The sequence below is a fragment of the Micromonospora chokoriensis genome, from assembly GCF_000718555.1.
Classification (GTDB): domain Bacteria; phylum Actinomycetota; class Actinomycetes; order Mycobacteriales; family Micromonosporaceae; genus Micromonospora; species Micromonospora chokoriensis_B.
In genome coordinates this window covers 45,510-61,936 of sequence record NZ_JOAN01000015.1, presented here as the reverse complement: position 1 = coordinate 61,936, position 16,427 = coordinate 45,510, and the positions used below count along the sequence as shown (strand labels likewise).

Here is a 16,427-nt window from a genome sequence, read left to right as displayed (position 1 = left end):
TCGCCGGGCACGGCATCCCGTGGGGCACGCCGCCCACAGGCTGCGTCCACAGCCTGTGGATAGCACGTGTGTACGAAGCCGCGCCGGTCCCCGCCGCCGTGAGTACGCTTGATCGCGCGGCTCGGCGCCGGCCGGGCTCCTCCCCTACCTGGAACGACGTGCGAGTGGATCATCAGCGAGTCATCCGTGACGTCACCGTCCGCCTGCCGATGGCGTCGAGCACGCCAGAGGCGTGTCGGTGGACGGTCACCGCGCTGTCCCGCCACACCCCGGCGACCATCTCCGTGCTGCTCGCGGTCCACGACCGCCTGCGCTGTGTCGCGGCGACCGGGGCCTGGCAGGTCTTCGCCACCGTGCCAGCGCGGACCGGCATCGTCGGTCGGGTGTACGCCACCGGCGCCCCCGCCGTCGTCCCGGATGTCACCGTCGACCCGGACTACCTACCGGTACGCCCGGACGTGACCACCGAGCTGTGCGTACCGGTGCTGGACCCGGCAGGCACGACGATCGGCGTACTCGACCTGCAGTGGAGTGAGCCGACCGACCTGGAGCCGTGGCGGGAGACCGCGCAGCGGCTGGCCGACCAGCTCGGCTCACGGATCGCCGCCCTCGGCGGCCCACCGGCGGAGAGCCGCAGCGAGAAGCTGCTCCGGCACGCCGCCGCACTCTCCTGTGCCCCGAGCGAGGGGGAGGTGATGGGGGTGGCGGCCCGCGCTGCCCGGGAGGTCTCCACCCTCTCCACAGCGATCCTGCTGATCGGCGGCCAGCTCGGCCCGTCCCCGTCGGTGGCGAACGACCTGGAGACCCGAATCCGCGCCGAGCTGACCACGGCGGGTCCGGCCGCCCTGAACCGGATGGTCGACCGGGCACACCGGTACGGCGCCGGGTACACGCTGGGCGAGTCCGGGCATCCCCCGACCGAGGACTACCGTCCGCTGACGCGGGCGGGGGTACGCACGCTTGTCGCCGTACCGGTCGGGCCGACGGACGCCGGCGGCGTGTTGCTGGTCGCCGACGAACGCGCACTGCGTCCGGACCCGACCACGGTCAGCCTGATGGAGTTGCTCGCCGGGCAGGCCTGGACGAGCGTGGAACGACTGCGCACCCTGGCCCGGCTGCGGGAGCAGGCCAGCTCCGACCCGCTGACCGGGTTGCGGCACACCGGCCCGTTCGGGCGGCGGATCGCGACGGCCACCCCCGGCCGTACGGCCCTGCTGGCGATCGACGTGGACGGCTTCAAGACCGTCAACGACACGTACGGCCACCAGGCCGGCGACCGGGTGCTGGTCGGGTTGGCGCGGGCCCTGGAGGCAGCGCTGCGGCACGGCGACGAGTTGTACCGGATCGGCGGCGACGAGTTCGTCGCGGTGATCGAGGTGAGCCGTCCGGAGGAGGCGGTCCGGATCGCGGAACGGCTGACCGAGGCGGCCCGACGCATCGGCCGCACGATCAGCGTGGGCGTGGCACTCCCCCGCCCCGGCGAAACCCCCGACCGCACCCTGAAAAGAGCCGATCAAGCCCTCTACGCAGTAAAACGCCAAGGCCGAGACGGCGTCCTGCTATCCGCCGCCTAACGGAAGCGGTCAGGGGTTACGGAGTTCTTTGGCCAGGAGTTCGGCGATCTGGGCGGTGTTGAGGGCTGCGCCCTTGCGGAGGTTGTCGCCGGTGACGAAGAAGTCCAGAGCACGGGGGTCATCTAGGGCACGGCGGATCCGGCCGACCCAGGACGGGTCGGTGCCGACGGCGTCGATCGGCATCGGGAACTCCCCGGCCGCGGGGTCGTCGACCAGGATCACCCCGGGCGCGTTGCGCAGCGCCTCACGGGCGCCCTCGGCGTCGACCTCGCTGGCGAAGACCGCGTGCACGGCCACCGAGTGGGCGGTGACCACCGGCACCCGGACGCAGGTGGCGGAGACCTTGAGGTCGGGGAGGCCGAGGATCTTCCGCGACTCGTTGCGGATCTTCATCTCTTCCGAGGACCAGCCGCTGTCTGCCGGGGAGCCGGCCCAGGGCACCACGTTGAGCGCCATCGGCGCCGGGAACGGGCCCAGGTCGTCACCGACCGCCTGGCGTACGTCGCCGGTGCGCGAGCCGAGCGCCCGATCGCCGGCGACCTTGCTGAGCTGGTCGTGCAGGATGTCGACGCCGGACTGGCCAGCCCCGGAGACCGCCTGGTAGGAGGCGAGCACCAGCTCCCGTAGGCCGTACTCGCGGTGCAGCGGCGCGACGGCGACGATCATCGCGAGGGTGGTGCAGTTGGCGTTGGCGATGATGCCCCGGGGCCGGTTACGCACCTGCTCGGGGTTGATCTCCGGAACGACCAGCGGAACGTCGCGGTCCATCCGGAAGGCGCCAGAGTTGTCGACCGCGATCGCCCCTCGGGAGACGGCGATCGGCGCCCACTCGGCGGAGACCTCGTCGGGCACGTCGAACATGGCCACGTCGACCCCGTCGAACGCCTCGGGGGTCAGCGCCTGGACGACAATCTCCTCGCCCCGGCAGCGCACCCGCCGCCCGACGGAGCGCTCGGAGGCGAGCAGCCGGATCTCACCCCAGACGTTGCGTCGCCCGGTGAGCAGCTCGCACATCACGGTGCCGACGGCACCTGTCGCTCCGACCACGGCGAGGGTGGGCAGCGCCGTCATCGGCGCTACCTACCCGTCCCCGCGTAGACCACGGCTTCGGTGTCGCCGCCCAGCTCGAACGCGTCGTGGATGGCGCGGACGGCGGCGTCGAGGTCGGTGTCCCGGCAGACCACGGAGACCCGGATCTCGGAGGTGGAGATCATCTCGATGTTGACCCCGGCCGCGCCGAGCGCGGCGAAGAAGCCGGCCGCGACACCGGGATGCGAGCGCATGCCGGCGCCGATCAGCGAGACCTTGCCGACGTGGTCGTCGTAGAGCAGGCCCTTGAACTTGACCGGCTCCTGGATCTTGCTGAGCGCCGCCATCGCGGTGGGGCCGTCAGCCTTGGGCAGGGTGAACGAGATGTCCGTCCGACCGGTGCCCTCGGTGGAGACGTTCTGCACGATCATGTCGATGTTGATCTCGGCACCGGCGACGGTGTCGAAGATCCGCGCGGCGGCACCCGGCTCGTCGGGCACCCCGACGATCGTGATCTTGGCTTCGCTGCGGTCGTGCGCGACTCCGGTGATCAGTGCCTGCTCCACGGAAAGGTCCTCCATCGATCCGGTGACCATCGTGCCGGTGTTGGTCGAGTATGACGAACGGACGTGGATCGGCAACCCCGCCCGTCGGGCGTACTCCACGCTACGCAGGTGCAGCACCTTCGCGCCGCACGCGGCCAGCTCCAGCATCTCCTCGTAGGTGATGTGCTGGATGTGCCGGGCGTTGGGCACGATCCGCGGGTCGGCGGTGAAGATGCCGTCCACGTCGGTGTAGATCTCGCAGACGTCGGCGTGCAGGGCTGCGGCGAGCGCCACGGCGGTGGTGTCCGAGCCACCCCGGCCCAGCGTGGTGACGTCCTTGGTGTCCTGCGAGACACCCTGGAAGCCGGCCACGATGACTACCGACCCCTCGTCGAGCGCGCCTTTGAGCCGCCCGGGGGTGACGTCGATGATCCGGGCACGGCCGTGCACCGAGGTGGTGATCACGCCGGCCTGCGAACCGGTGAACGAGCGGGCTTCGTACCCCAGGTTGTGGATGGCCATGGCCAGCAGGGCCATGGAGATCCGCTCCCCGGCGGTGAGCAGCATGTCCAGCTCGCGGCCGGGCGGCAGCGGGCTGACCTGGTTGGCCAGGTCGAGCAGCTCATCGGTGGTGTCCCCCATCGCGGAGACCACCACCACCACGTCGTCGCCGGCCTTGCGGGCGGCGACGATGCGCTCGGCCACCCGCTTGATCCGCTCGGCGTTGGCGACGGAGGACCCGCCGTACTTCTGCACCACGAGTGCCACGACGGTGCACTCCCTCCCAGCGACCCTGAGCGTGCCGACGCCGCCGGAACCGGGGCCGGCGGCGCGTGTCAGACCCCTCGAGGGTATCCGGCAGGTAACGACGCCGGGTCAGGTGATCCCACCATCCGGCCCGCGCGGGGCCGGCCAGGCCGGTCCCACCAGGTCGGGCGGTACGCGAGGACGACCCGCCCGACACGCCGAGACGAGCCCGGTACGCGTCGGCCCCCACCGGCCGCCCGCACCCACCAGAATGGGCCGGTGCCCGTCCTCAACCGCTCGGCCGGCCGCGTGCTCGGGCCGCTCGTCCTCGCCCTGCCGGCGCTCCTGGCCGCCTGCACCAGTGAGCAGCCTCCACCTCCACCGCCCGCCGATCCGGGGCCGGTCGAGGTGGACGCCGCACGGGATGAGCTGGCCGCGCTGGCCGCGGCTGCTCAGGACCGTCACCTGGTGGCCCAGTACGTGTACCGCCAGGAGGGCGAACCCGATCGCACAATCGTGTTCACCAGCGCGAACGACGGCAGCTGGCGGGCCGACGTGCCGGGGGGCGCGTTGGGTGGCACCGTCGATGTCTCGATGGCCAACACGGCTGACGGGCTGTTCCAGTGCGCCCTGCCGTCGGCCGGTCATACCGAGTCGGCGAGCTGCGTGCGCCTGGGTGATCGCGACGACGCGATCCCACGTCGTTCGGACCCTCGGGTCCAGCACCCGCTCACCGACTGGCTGGACGTGCTCACCGACCGGCGCGCGCCCTTGGCGGTCGCCCCGGCCAGCGCGCCTGAGGGGCTCACCGGCACCTGCTACTCGGTGGACTCCACCTCGGCGTCGCTCAACGCCCCGCTGGACGTGGGCATCTACTGCTACGACCAGGACGGCACGCCGACCGGTGTCCGGACCGGGGCCGGGACGCTACGGCTGGCCGCCCCACCCGGTCCGGCCCCGGCCACCGTGCAGCTGGCCGGCCCGGTGGTGGTCGACCGGGAGCCGCTCGACACGGCGGCGCCACCGACCCCGGACTCGTCGGAGAGCCCGAGCGCGGGAACGTCCTGATCTTCGTCCGGTTACGGGTGCCTTTGACCACATTTGGCACACCCGACCTGAGCGGCGAATCGCCCATACAGGACGATCCGTCATATGGCCGACCTCACCCCGCTGCTCGCCTACCGCTGGAGTCCGCTGGCGTTCCACCCCACCGAGGAACTGAGCGCGGCCGACGCGTCCTCCCTGCTGGAGGCGGCCCGCTGGGCGCCCTCCCTGGGTAACCGCCAGCCCTGGCGGTTCACCCTCGGTTACCGCGACGACGAGACGTGGAAGCGGATCCTGGTCAACCTGCCCGAGCGCGACCAACGCTGGGCACACCGGGCCGCCGCGCTGCTGCTCGCCGGGCACGTCGAACCGGAGGCCGCACCAGCCGACGGGATCGCGTACGACCTGGGCCAGGCGGTTGCCCATCTCACCGTGCAGGCCACCGCGCTCGGGCTGCACGTGCGGCAGGTGCTGACCGTGGATCGCGCCGGACTCGCCGCCGACCTGCACCTACCCGCCGACGTGCGGCCGTACGCGGTGCTCGTCGTCGGGCAACTCGGCGACCCGCTCAGCCTCCCGGCGGACCTCGTCGCCGAGGAGACCGGCCTACGCCGTCGCCGGCCGCTGGCCGACCTCCTGCTCGGCTGAACACACCGCACGCCACGGGTGCAGCAACCCCGGAACCGGACCATGACGTCGGTCCCATAGTCCGGACGGACCTTCCCACTCAGAGATCCATCACGTAGGGTTACCTGGTCATGTGGCAGGCGCTTCTTCTCCTTAGCCGCCGCGACGAGGCCTAACCGGCCGGCACCTCGTCGCGGAGTTGCATCGCGCCGTCCAGCACATCCGAGTTTCCTCTCGGCACCGCCGCGCACCGCTGCCCGGCGCCTCGCCGACACCTTCCGATCTGCTGACGCCACATGTTCCAGGGAGCACTTCGCCATGGCTCAACCTGTCACCGACGCTGAGACCGATCCCATCGCCCGGCAACGCCCGAGCCGGATGCCGTACCACCGCTACCAGCCGTACCAGGAGCAGTTCCGGGTCGACCTGCCGGACCGCACCTGGCCCACCCGCACCGTCGACGCCGCCCCCCGCTGGTGCGCGGTCGATCTCCGCGACGGCAACCAGGCACTGATCGACCCGATGTCGCCGGAACGCAAGCGCCGGATGTTCCAGCTGCTGGTCCAGATGGGCTACAAGGAGATCGAGGTCGGCTTCCCGTCGGCCAGCCAGACCGACTTCGACTTCGTCCGGCAGCTCATCGAAGACGACATGATCCCGGACGACGTCACCATCCAGGTGCTCACGCAGTGCCGGGAGCACCTGATCGACCGGACGTTCGAGTCGCTGCGCGGCGCGAAGCGGGCCATCGTGCACTTCTACAACTCGACCTCGACGCTCCAGCGGCGGGTGGTCTTCGGCCTGGACCGCGACGGCATCGCCGACATCGCCACCACGGGTGCGCGGCTCTGCCAGAAGTACGCGGAGATCCACACCCCGGACACCGAGATCTTCTACGAGTACTCGCCGGAGTCGTACACGGGCACCGAGCTGGAGTACGCGCTGGAGGTCTGCTCGCGGGTGATCGACGTGATCGACCCGACCCCGGACCGGCCGCTGATCATCAACCTGCCGGCCACCGTCGAGATGGCCACCCCGAACGTGTACGCCGACTCGATCGAGTGGATGCACCGACACCTGCCGCGCCGCGACAGCGTGGTGCTGAGCCTGCACCCGCACAACGACCGGGGCACCGGCGTGGCCGCCGCCGAGCTGGGTCTGCTGGCCGGTGCGGACCGCATCGAGGGCTGCCTGTTCGGCAACGGTGAGCGCACCGGCAACGTCGACCTGGTGACCCTGGGGCTCAACATCTTCTCCCAGGGCATCGACCCGATGATCGACTTCTCGAACATCGACGAGGTCCGGCGGGCCGTCGAGTACTGCAACCAGCTGCCGGTGCACGAGCGCCACCCGTACGCGGGTGACCTGGTCTACACCGCCTTCTCCGGCTCCCACCAGGACGCCATCAAGAAGGGCTTCGACGCCCTCGCCGCCGACGCGAAGGCGGCCGGCGTCCCGATGGACGAGCACACCTGGGCGGTGCCGTACCTGCCGATCGACCCGAAGGACCTGGGCCGCACCTACGAGGCGGTCATCCGGGTCAACTCGCAGTCCGGCAAGGGCGGCGTCGCGTACATCATGAAGAGCGAGCACCAACTGGACCTGCCGCGCCGGCTCCAGATCGAGTTCTCCGGAGTGGTGCAGCAGGTCACCGATCACGACGGCGGCGAGGTCGACCCGGCCGCCATGTGGGAGATCTTCGCGACGCACTACCTGCTCGACCACCAGCCCGACCCGGCGGTCCGGTTGGCCGGCTACACGATCGGCACCACGGACGGCAAGGTCGAGATCGAGGCCCAGGTCGGCGTGGGTGGCGAGCAGCGCTCGCTCGCCTCGGTCGGCAACGGCCCGATCGACGCGTACGTCAACGCGCTCCAGTCGGTCGGGGTGGGCGTACGGGTGCTGGACTACCACGAGCACGCGCTCTCCTCCGGTGGTGACGCGCAGGCCGCCGCGTACGTGGAGTGCGAGGTGGACGGGAAGACGGTCTGGGGTGTCGGCACCGACGCCAACATCGTCACCGCGTCGATCAAGGCGGTCACCAGCGCCGTCAACCGCGCACGCCGCTGACCGCACGCGCCGCGTCCCCGAGTGGTTGCCTACCTCGGGGGCGTGGCGGCGGGCAACGAGTGGCAGGGCTGCGACGGCGGAGCGTCCCGGGGTGGCCGGTGGACCAGCACGAGGGCCAGCACCGCGCCGGCCAGCAACAGTCCCGCACACCAGAGCATGGCGCCCCGGAAGGCGTCGGTCAGCTCGGCCTTCTGCTCGTACCCTCCACCGGACAGGCCGACCAGCAGCGGCAGCGCCGCCACCGCGAGCAGCCCGCCGGCACGGGACGCGGCGTTGTTGAAGCCGCTGGCCACCCCGGAGAACCGATCCTGCACGGCGGCCAGCACCGACGCGGTCAGCGGCGCCACCACCAGGGTCAGCCCGATGCCGAAGAGCAGCACCCCGGGCAGCACGTCCGTCCAGTACGACGCGCCTGGCCCGACGCCGCGTAGCAGCAGCAGACCGACCGCGGCGACCACCGGCCCGATGGTGAGCGGCAGCCGTGGGCCGATCCGGGCCGACAGCGCGCCGGCCCGCGCCGAGCCGACCAACAGCAGCAGGGTCATCGGCAGCAATGCGATGCCGGTGCGCAGGGCCGACCACTCGACCACGTTCTGCAGGTAGACGGCGAAGAAGAAGGTGAAGCCGCCGAGCGCCGCGTAGACGACCACGGTGAAGATGTTCAGCACCGAGAAGAGTCGGCTGCCGAACAGCCCAGTGGGGAGCATCGCGGTGTCGCCACGCCGCCGCTCCAGCAACACGAAGGCCACCGCGGCGAGCACCCCGACCAGGGCCGCGATCAGCACCTCGGGGGAGTCGAACCCGCGCGCCGGAGCGTCGATCAGGGCGTAGGTGACACCGGCGAGGGCGAGCGCTCCGAGCAGGGCTCCCGCGACGTCGAACCGCCGTCGGCTCCGACCCCGTCCCTGGGTCCGGGAGGCACTCTCGTCCCGGCTCTCCGGCACCCAGCGCAGCGCGGCCAGCACCACCAGCACCGCGAGCGGCAGGTTGAGAAAGAAGATCCAGCGCCAGGAGAGCGCGTCGATCAGCCAGCCCCCGATGAACGGGCCCAGCGCGGTGGAGACCCCGGACAGCCCGGCCCAGGCACCGATCGCGCGGCCCCTGTCGTCCGGGTGGAAACTCGCCTGGAGCACCGAGAGCGACCCGGGCGTGAGCAACGCGCCACCGGCGCCCTGGAGGAACCGGGCCCCGATCAGCCAACTCGTGCCCTGAGCCAGCCCGCACAGCACGGAGGCGGCGGTGAACCAGACCACGCCGATGAGGAAGATGCGCCGTCGGCCGAAGCGGTCCCCGAGCGCACCGCCGAGCAGCACGAACGCCGCCAGCATCAGCAGATAGCCGTTGATGGTCCACTGCAGATCGGCGACGTTCGCGCCGAGGTCCTGCCCGAGCTTCGGCAGCGCCACGTTGACGACAGTGCTGTCGAGGAACACCATGCCAGAGGCGAGTACGGCGGCGAGCAGCGTGCCCCGGCCGGCGGTGCTGCCCATCCGGAGGGCAGTCGCCGGTACGGGTGCGGTCATCCCACCAATCTGCCTTGCATCATGTGGGAGACGCCACGAAACGCCGAAACCGTCCCCGGGTACTGTGCGCAATCGCCGGGAGCCCCCAAGCTGGAGAGGTGTCGTCTGTGCGTACCAGATCAGGACCGCGAGCGGCGGTGGCCGCGCTCACCGCGGCGCTGGCGCTCGGCGTGGCCGGTTGCGTCCCGCAGGAGGAGCCGACCACACCGCCGCCATCGTCGAGCGACGGCGGCAATGCCGCAGAGCAGCTAGGCCAGCTCACCGTCGCCACCGCCGGCTCGATGAAGGGCTACAGCCGGGAGCGTTTCCCGCACTGGCGGGACACCGGCAAGAACTGCGATGTCCGGGACACCATCCTGCAGCGCGACGGCAAGGACGTGAAACTCTCCGGCTGCAACGTGGTCGGTGGGCGCTGGGAGAGCGTGTACGACGGCCGCAGCGCCGCCGATCCCTCCGAGGTGGACATCGACCACATGGTGCCGTTGGCCAACGCGTGGCGCTCGGGTGCCGACGAGTGGGACAACGCGAAGCGCAGTGATTTCGCCAACGACACCACCCGTCCGCAGCTCTTCGCGGTTTCCGCCTCCTCGAACCGGTCGAAGGGTGACCAGGACCCGTCCCAGTGGAAGCCGGCAAACCGATCGTACTGGTGTAAATATGCTCAAGACTGGGTGACGGTCAAGCACTACTGGAAGCTGACCGTGACCAGCGCCGAGAAGGCCGCCCTGACCGACATGTTGGAGGGCTGTTGAGTGGGGAGTGAATCGTGACCGCCGCTGGGGAAAACGGCCCGTCCGCCGCCGGCATGACCGCGGACGGCACCGCTGAGACCCCTGCCGCCGTGCCGGGTGCCGGCATGGTGGCGGATTCGGGCGGCGCCGCCGGCCCGCAGAGCCGCACCACCGACATCGTGCCCGGCCCCGGCGGCGTGATGACCGACGAGGTCGGCGTCGTCACCGGCGACCTGACGTTGCGCACCGAGTACGCGGACGGCAAGGTCACCCTGCGGGTGCAGTACAAGGACGCGGACGAGTGGTACGCGGTGACCGGAGCGTCGGTCACGTTGGCCGATCCGGCCGGGCTGGACGCGGTGCACGGCGTCGCGGTGGGGCTGCTCAACCGCCCTGAGGGCTGACGGCCGCCGGCACCGCGTCCAGTCTCAGACGTACGAGCCGGGCTCGGTGGGTGCGGAGACCACACCCGGTGCGTCCCCCTCGTCCTCGGGTCGGACGATCTGGGCGCTGACCTGGTGCGGGCGCAGTTCGCCGCTGGCGATCTGCTCGGCAAAGTGGCAGGCCACCCTGCTGGAGCCGATCTCCCGCAGCACCGGTCGCTCGTCCGCGCAGCGGGTGGGCTGGGCCCACGGGCAGCGGGTGTGGAAGCGGCAGCCGGATGGCGGGTTGGCCGGCGACGGCAGGTCACCGGCGAGCAGGATCCGCTCCCGGCGATCCTCCACGTCCGGGTCCGGCACCGGCACCGCGGACATCAGCGCCCGCGTGTACGGGTGCAGCGGCTCGGTGTAGAGCCGGTCGCTCGGCGCCTCCTCGACAAGCGCCCCCAGGTACATGACGCCGACCGTGTCGGAGATGTGCCGCACCACCGCGAGGTCGTGCGCGATCACCAGGTAGGTCAGCCCCAGGTTGTCCTGGAGTTCGTCAAGCAGGTTGACCACCTGAGCCTGGATCGAGACGTCGAGAGCCGAGACCGGCTCGTCGGCGACGATCAGCTCCGGCCCGAGCACCAGCGCGCGGGCGATACCGATGCGCTGGCGCTGCCCGCCGGAGAACTCGTGCGGGTAGCGGGACAGCGCCCAGCGCGGCAGCCCAACCGCGTCCAGGGTCTCGCCGATGATCCGCCGCCGGTCGGTGCGGTCGGTGCCGATCCCGTGGGTCTGCAGGCCCTCGGTCAGGATCGACTCCACGTTCTGCCGGGGGTCGAGGCTGGACATCGGATCCTGGAAGATCATCTGCATCCGGCGACGCATGCTGCGCAGCTTGCCCGACGGCAGCGTGGTCAGCTCGACACCGTCGAAGCTGACCTCACCGGCGGTCGGCGGGGTGAGCTGGAGCAGCGCCCGACCCAACGTGGACTTGCCGCAGCCGGACTCGCCGACCAGGCCGTACGTCTTGCCGCGCGCGATGCTCAGGTCGACCCCGTCGACGGCCTTCACCTGGCCGACCACCCGGTCGAAGAGCACCCCCCGCTTGATCGGGAAGTGCACCTTCAGGTCGCGCACCTCGACGAGGATGTCGTTCTCGCTCACGCCAGCACTCCGCTTCGCTCCGCGCCGGCGCGAGACGCCACGCTGCTGTGCCTGATGGTTCGCTCGCTACGCTCGCTCACGCTGATTCCTCCTCGCGCGGGGCGGGCACCAGGCCGGGCACCGGCTCCGGGTTGACGCACCGGTAGCTACGTCCGTCGTGCGCGTGCACCAGCTCCGGCGGCTCACCCACACACTCGTCGGTCCGCCGGGCGCAACGCGGGGCGAAGGCGCACCCTTCCGGCCAGGGCAGCAGGTCACGGACCGAACCGGGAATCGGGTTGAGCTTCTCGCCCCGCCCAGCGTCCAGACGCGGCACCGACCCGAGCAGACCCACGGTGTACGGGTGCCGCGGCTGACGGAACAGCGGACGACGGCGGGCCGTCTCCACCACCCGGCCGCCGTAGAGCACGTTCACGGTGTCGCACATGCCGGCCACCACACCCAGATCGTGCGTGATCATCAACAGGGCGGTGCCGGAGTCCCGGACCAGCTCCTTGAGCAGCTCCAGGATCTGGGCCTGGATGGTGACGTCCAGCGCGGTGGTCGGCTCGTCGGCGATCAGCAGCCGAGGCTGGCAGGCCACCGCCATCGCGATGAGCGCACGCTGGCGCATACCACCGGAGAGCTGGTGCGGGTATTCCTTCAGCCGCCGCTTCGGGTCGGGGATGCCGACCCGGTCCAGCAGCGCCGCCGCCTCCTTCGCCGCGGTCTCGCCCTTCATGCCGCGGTGCCGGGTGAGCACCTCGGTCACCTGCAACCCGATCGGGATCACCGGGTTCAGCGAGGAGAGCGGGTCCTGGAAGATCATCGCGATGTCTCGGCCACGGATGTCCCGCCGCGACCGGTCGTCGAGCTGAAGCAGGTCGGTGCCGTCGAAGACGGCCTTACCGCCGACCCGCAGGCCGGGCTGCTTCGGCAACAGACCCATGATCGCGAGCGAGGTGACGCTCTTGCCGCAACCGGACTCGCCGACCAGGCCGACGACCTCGCCGGCGTCGACCGAGAAGGACACCCCGTCGACCGCGTGCACGGCCCGCTGACCGCGGCGGGCGAACGTGACGGAGAGATCTTCAACTTCGAGCAGTGCCATTTAGGGGCCTACTTCCGCAGCTTCGGGTCGAGGGCCTCACGCATCGCCTCACCGAGCAGGGTGAAGCCGAGCGCGGTGATGATGATCGCGACCGCTGGGTAGATCGCCAGCGACGGCCGGATGCCGAGGTACTGCTGCGCGTCGGCGAGCATGACCCCCCACTCCGGCACGGCCGTGTCCGGGTTACCGAGGCCGAGGAAGGAGAGCGCCGCAGCCTCGATGATCGCGGTGGCCAGGGTCAGCGTGGCCTGCACGATCACCGGGGCGAGCGAGTTCGGCACCACGTGGGTCAGCGCGATCTTCGACTTCTTGACGCCGAGCGAGGTCGCCGCCAGCACGTAGTCGCTGTTGGCCTGGGAGATCATCGAGCCGCGCAGCAGCCGGGCGAACACCGGCACCGAGACCACGCCGACCGCGATCATCACAGTGGTCAGGCTGGCCCCGAGCAGGGCCGCGATGCTCACCGCCAGCAGCAGGCTCGGCATCGCCAGCAGCATGTCGATGAAGCGCATCAGGGTGGTGTCGATCCACCGCCCCCAGCGGCCACCGAGACCGGCCGCGGCACCGGAAATGCCACCGATAAGCGCGCCGACCGCCAGACCGATCAGGGTGGAGACCACGCCGACCAGCAGGGTCTGGCGGGCACCCACGATCATCCGGCTGAACTCGTCACGGCCCTGGTGGTCGTACCCGAACCAGTGCTCGCCGGTCGGACCGGGGATGACACCCGGCTTGATCAACCCCTCCCGGATGCCGATCGTGTCCGTCGGCGCGTACGGCACGAGGAACGGCCCGACCACCGCGACCAGCACGAAGATCGCCAGGATGATCGCGCCGACGATAGCGGCCGGGTTACCGCGCAGCGGGCGGAACGCCTCCTGCCAGAGGCTCACGCCCCGCTCGTCGTCACGGGCGGCCAACTCGGAGAGCCGGTCGATCTTTTCGCGCTTCTTGCCTGGGCTGAGCGTCATCGCACCCTCACCCTCGGGTCGATGAAGCTGTAGGAGAGATCGACCAGGAGGTTCACCAGCACGTACACCACCGCGATGATCAGAATGAAGCCCATCAGCACCGGATAGTCGCGCTGGCCGATGGCCTCGGCGACGAACGCTCCGATGCCGCTGAAGGCGAAGACGGTCTCGGTCAGCACCGCGCCGGAGAGCAGCCCGCCCGCGAGCAGACCGATCGAGGTGGCCACCGGCAGCATGGCGTTACGCAGGACGTGCCGGCGACGAACCGTCTGCTCGGTCAGGCCCTTCGCCTCGGCGGTCCGGACGAAGTCCTCGTTCAGCACCTCCAGCACGCTCGCCCGGGTGATCCGGACGATGATCGCCAGTGGGATGCTGGCCAGCGCGATGCTGGGCAACACCAGATGCCAGAGGGCGTCGGCTGCGGCGTCCCACTCACGGGTCATCAACCCGTCCAGGACGAAGAAGTTGGTGACCCGGGTCGCCCCGAGTGTCGGATCCTGCCGGCCGCTGGACGGGAACCAGTGCAGGTTCTCCGAGAAGATCGCTTTGAGCAGGTAGCCCAGGAAGAAGACCGGGATGCAGATGCCGATCAGCGAGCCGCCCACGGACGCGTGGTCCAGGAAACGGCCGCGACGGCGGGCGGCCAGGTAGCCCAGCGGGATGCCGACGCCGATCGCGATCACCATCGCGGTGATGGTCAGCTCGACGGTGCCGGGGAAGCGCTCGATGAACTCCGTGGTGACCGCCCGCTTGGTGGAGGTCGAGGTGCCCAGGTCGAGCCGGATCAGCCGGCGCACGAAACGGCCGTACTGCACCAGGATGGGCTCGTCGAGCCCCATGTTGCGGCGGATCACGGCCCGCATCTCGGGTGTGCCGCGCTCGCCGAGGATGGCGGTCTCGGGACCGCCGGGGAGCCGGCGGAGCCAGATGAAGAGCAGGAGGGAGAGCCCGAACAGCGTAGGTATCAGCTGAAGCAGGCGCCTGACGATAAACCGGAACACGGCGGCCTCGAAGGGGTGCGGAGGGTTGCGGGCGGGCGCTGTGCGACAGCGCCCGCCCGCGTTCCTTGCTGCGTCAGATCAGGACTTACTTGAACTCGGCGGTGGCGTACCGCTCGTCGGTGAGCGGGCTGGCCTTGACGCCGGTCACGTCCTTGCCGAACACGATCGCCGGCGGCGAGTGCGAGATCGGCACACCCGGCAGGAAGTCCATCACGGACTTGTTCAGGGCCTTGTACTTCTCGGTCCGGGCCGCGATGTCCGCGGTGGTGTCCGCGTCCTTGAACTGGTCGAACAGGGCCTGGTTGCTGAAGCCCCACTCGGGCTTCGGCCGGTCGAAGAAGGTACCGATGAAGTTGTAGGCGTCGCCGTAGTCGCCGGTCCAGCCCAGGAAGTGGATGTCGTGCTTGTTGCCCGACGTGGTGGCGTTGAGGTAGTCCGGGCTCCACTTCAGCGGGATCGCCTCGATGGTGATGCCAACGGCCTTCAGGTCCGCCGAGAGCAACTCGAAGATGTCCTTCGGGTTCGGCATGTACGGCCGGGTGACCTCGGTCGGGTAGTGGAACTTCAGCGTCAGGTTCGACGCGCCAGCCTCGGCCAGCAGCGCCTTCGCCTTGGCCGGGTCGTAGGCGTACTTCGTGACGTCACCGTTCCAACCCTCGACGGTGTCCGGCATGAAGTTGTCGGCGACCTTGGCGCCCGGCGGCAGCTTGGAGGTGACCAGCTGCTGACGGTTGAGGGCGTACGCGATGGCCTGCCGGACACGGATGTCGGCGAGCTTCGGGTTGCCCTTCTGGTTGATCGCCAGGTAGAGCACGTTGAACGCCGGGCGGGTGAGGACGTTGAAGCCCTCGCTCTTCAGCGGGTCGACGTCGGCGGGGCCGACCAGGTCGTAGCCCTGGATGTCACCGGAGCGCAGCGCCTGCTTGCGGGCGTTCTCGTCCGAGATCGTCTTGAAGATAAGGGTCTTCAGCTTGGCCTTGGCACCCGAGTAGTCCTCGTTGCGCTCCAGGGTCAGCGTCTTGTTCGCGACGTCCCAGGCCTTGAACTTGAACGGGCCGGTGCCGGTCGGGTGCGCCGTCGCGTACGCCGGGTACTTGATGTCCTCGGCGGTGCCCGCGACGTTGCTGGCGTCGAACTCCTGCAGCGCCTTCGGGCTGTGGATGGAGAACGAGGGGAGCATCAGCGCGGCCGGAATCTTGCTGGAGACCCGCGTGAAGGACAGGTCCACAGTGGTCGCGTCCTTGGCGGCGCACGACTTGAAGAGGCTCGGCGGCAGCTCCGGGTTCTCGTTCTTCGCGAAGCCGCCCATGACGTCCTGCCAGTACGCGGTCACGTCCGGGCTCTGCATGAGGCCCTTGGAGTTGTACCAGCGGTTGAAGTTGACGCAGACGGCCTCGGCGTTGAAGTCGGTGCCGTCGTGGAACTTCACGCCCGAGCGGAGCTTGAAGGTCCACGTGGTGCCGGCGGCGTCCGGGGTCCAGGACTCGGCCAGGCCGGGGGTGACCTTCGTGCCACCCTCCTCCGGCCGAACCAGGGTCTCGAAGACCTGACGCGCCACACGCAGCGACTCACCGTCGCTGGCGAAGCTCGGATCGAGCACCTTCGGGTCTCCGGCTACGCCGAAGACGAGGGTGTCCTTCTTGCTACCACCGGATTTGTCGTCGCGGTTGCTCTCGGCGCAGCCTGCTACCGCGAGGGCCGCGACCGCGACGGCCGCGATCGCGACCTTCGGCCTGGGTGCACGCATGTGTGCTTCACCTCGTCCTTGGGGGTACGGACAACGTGGTGACAGGGGTCACCGATGGCGGTGACCATAGCTCCCGATGCGTCCACCCGGAAACCGTTGAGTGGACGGTTGGTATCGGATCGTGCCTCAATCGCCGCTTGACATTCGATTCGTAGGTAAACAGCGGCAAAAACCGAGCATTCCGCACCCGCGATGC

At 70.1% G+C, this 16,427-nt stretch carries 14 protein-coding genes; 6 read left to right on the top strand and 8 right to left on the bottom strand.

Annotated elements, in window-relative coordinates:
• Positions 1 to 164 precede the first annotated feature (164 nt).
• A complete protein-coding gene (locus IF46_RS0120105; RefSeq protein ID WP_030489894.1) occupies positions 165 to 1,574 on the top strand; it encodes a sensor domain-containing diguanylate cyclase in 1,410 nt (469 codons plus the stop codon).
• 9 nt (positions 1,575 to 1,583) lie between these two features.
• Here IF46_RS0120105 and IF46_RS0120100 read toward each other — a convergent pair whose 3' ends face one another.
• The gene (locus tag IF46_RS0120100; RefSeq protein WP_030489893.1) at positions 1,584 to 2,645 is read right to left on the bottom strand and encodes an aspartate-semialdehyde dehydrogenase; all 1,062 of its coding nucleotides are present in this window, start codon (positions 2,643 to 2,645) and stop codon (positions 1,584 to 1,586) included.
• A gap of 5 nt (positions 2,646 to 2,650) precedes the next feature.
• Positions 2,651 to 3,916: an aspartate kinase gene (locus tag IF46_RS0120095; RefSeq protein ID WP_030489892.1), complete on the bottom strand. Its 1,266-nt coding sequence runs from the start codon at positions 3,914 to 3,916 to the stop codon at positions 2,651 to 2,653.
• Positions 3,917 to 4,174: 258 nt separating this feature from the next.
• Here IF46_RS0120095 and IF46_RS0120090 point away from each other — a divergent pair, with 258 nt between their 5' ends.
• The 3 genes from IF46_RS0120090 to leuA all read left to right on the top strand — a co-directional run bounded on the left by IF46_RS0120090 (position 4,175) and on the right by leuA (position 7,636).
• Complete coding sequence (locus IF46_RS0120090; protein ID WP_157563221.1) at positions 4,175 to 4,963, top strand: hypothetical protein; 789 nt, start codon at positions 4,175 to 4,177, stop codon at positions 4,961 to 4,963.
• An 84-nt stretch (positions 4,964 to 5,047) separates the two neighbouring features.
• Positions 5,048 to 5,587 carry a nitroreductase family protein gene (locus tag IF46_RS0120085; protein ID WP_030489891.1) on the top strand — a complete coding sequence of 180 codons (540 nt, stop codon included), beginning with the start codon at positions 5,048 to 5,050 and terminating at the stop codon, positions 5,585 to 5,587.
• Positions 5,588 to 5,884: 297 nt separating this feature from the next.
• Complete coding sequence (leuA, locus tag IF46_RS0120080; RefSeq protein ID WP_030489890.1) at positions 5,885 to 7,636, top strand: 2-isopropylmalate synthase; 1,752 nt, start codon at positions 5,885 to 5,887, stop codon at positions 7,634 to 7,636.
• Positions 7,637 to 7,665: 29 nt separating this feature from the next.
• Here the strand turns inward: leuA and IF46_RS0120075 are convergent, their stop codons facing one another.
• Positions 7,666 to 9,159 carry an MFS transporter gene (locus IF46_RS0120075; protein WP_030489889.1) on the bottom strand — a complete coding sequence of 498 codons (1,494 nt, stop codon included), beginning with the start codon at positions 9,157 to 9,159 and terminating at the stop codon, positions 7,666 to 7,668.
• Between the two features lie 107 nt (positions 9,160 to 9,266).
• On the opposite strand from IF46_RS0120075, the gene IF46_RS0120070 reads away from it, so the two are divergent.
• The gene (locus tag IF46_RS0120070; RefSeq protein WP_030489888.1) at positions 9,267 to 9,911 is read left to right on the top strand and encodes an HNH endonuclease family protein; all 645 of its coding nucleotides are present in this window, start codon (positions 9,267 to 9,269) and stop codon (positions 9,909 to 9,911) included.
• A gap of 11 nt (positions 9,912 to 9,922) precedes the next feature.
• Positions 9,923 to 10,294, top strand: coding sequence for a hypothetical protein (locus IF46_RS0120065; protein WP_030489887.1), 372 nt, complete (start codon positions 9,923 to 9,925; stop codon positions 10,292 to 10,294).
• A 24-nt stretch (positions 10,295 to 10,318) separates the two neighbouring features.
• Here IF46_RS0120065 and IF46_RS0120060 read toward each other — a convergent pair whose 3' ends face one another.
• From IF46_RS0120060 to IF46_RS0120040, 5 genes are all read right to left on the bottom strand, one after another.
• On the bottom strand, positions 10,319 to 11,422 hold the full coding sequence (locus IF46_RS0120060; protein ID WP_030489886.1) for an ABC transporter ATP-binding protein: 1,104 nt from the start codon (positions 11,420 to 11,422) through the stop codon (positions 10,319 to 10,321).
• Between the two features lie 76 nt (positions 11,423 to 11,498).
• Positions 11,499 to 12,512: an ABC transporter ATP-binding protein gene (locus IF46_RS0120055; protein WP_030489885.1), complete on the bottom strand. Its 1,014-nt coding sequence runs from the start codon at positions 12,510 to 12,512 to the stop codon at positions 11,499 to 11,501.
• 8 nt (positions 12,513 to 12,520) lie between these two features.
• Positions 12,521 to 13,483, bottom strand: coding sequence for an ABC transporter permease (locus IF46_RS0120050; RefSeq protein ID WP_030489884.1), 963 nt, complete (start codon positions 13,481 to 13,483; stop codon positions 12,521 to 12,523).
• The gene (locus tag IF46_RS0120045; protein ID WP_030489883.1) at positions 13,480 to 14,484 is read right to left on the bottom strand and encodes an ABC transporter permease; all 1,005 of its coding nucleotides are present in this window, start codon (positions 14,482 to 14,484) and stop codon (positions 13,480 to 13,482) included. Before IF46_RS0120045 ends, IF46_RS0120050 begins: the two co-directional genes overlap by 4 nt.
• An 85-nt stretch (positions 14,485 to 14,569) precedes the next feature.
• Positions 14,570 to 16,231 carry an ABC transporter substrate-binding protein gene (locus tag IF46_RS0120040; RefSeq protein WP_030489882.1) on the bottom strand — a complete coding sequence of 554 codons (1,662 nt, stop codon included), beginning with the start codon at positions 16,229 to 16,231 and terminating at the stop codon, positions 14,570 to 14,572.
• Between the last annotated feature and the right edge of the window lie 196 nt (positions 16,232 to 16,427).

What these genes read in the sequence shown, in the direction of transcription:
- IF46_RS0120040 (WP_030489882.1), bottom strand. Translation starts at nt 16,231, where the DNA reads ATGCGTGCACCCAGGCCGAAGGTCGCGATCGCGGCCGTCGCGGTCGCG.
- IF46_RS0120100 (WP_030489893.1), bottom strand. Translation starts at nt 2,645, where the DNA reads ATGACGGCGCTGCCCACCCTCGCCGTGGTCGGAGCGACAGGTGCCGTC.
- leuA (WP_030489890.1), top strand. Translation starts at nt 5,885, where the DNA reads ATGGCTCAACCTGTCACCGACGCTGAGACCGATCCCATCGCCCGGCAA.
- IF46_RS0120075 (WP_030489889.1), bottom strand. Translation starts at nt 9,159, where the DNA reads ATGACCGCACCCGTACCGGCGACTGCCCTCCGGATGGGCAGCACCGCC.
- IF46_RS0120050 (WP_030489884.1), bottom strand. Translation starts at nt 13,483, where the DNA reads ATGACGCTCAGCCCAGGCAAGAAGCGCGAAAAGATCGACCGGCTCTCC.
- IF46_RS0120055 (WP_030489885.1), bottom strand. Translation starts at nt 12,512, where the DNA reads ATGGCACTGCTCGAAGTTGAAGATCTCTCCGTCACGTTCGCCCGCCGC.
- IF46_RS0120085 (WP_030489891.1), top strand. Translation starts at nt 5,048, where the DNA reads ATGGCCGACCTCACCCCGCTGCTCGCCTACCGCTGGAGTCCGCTGGCG.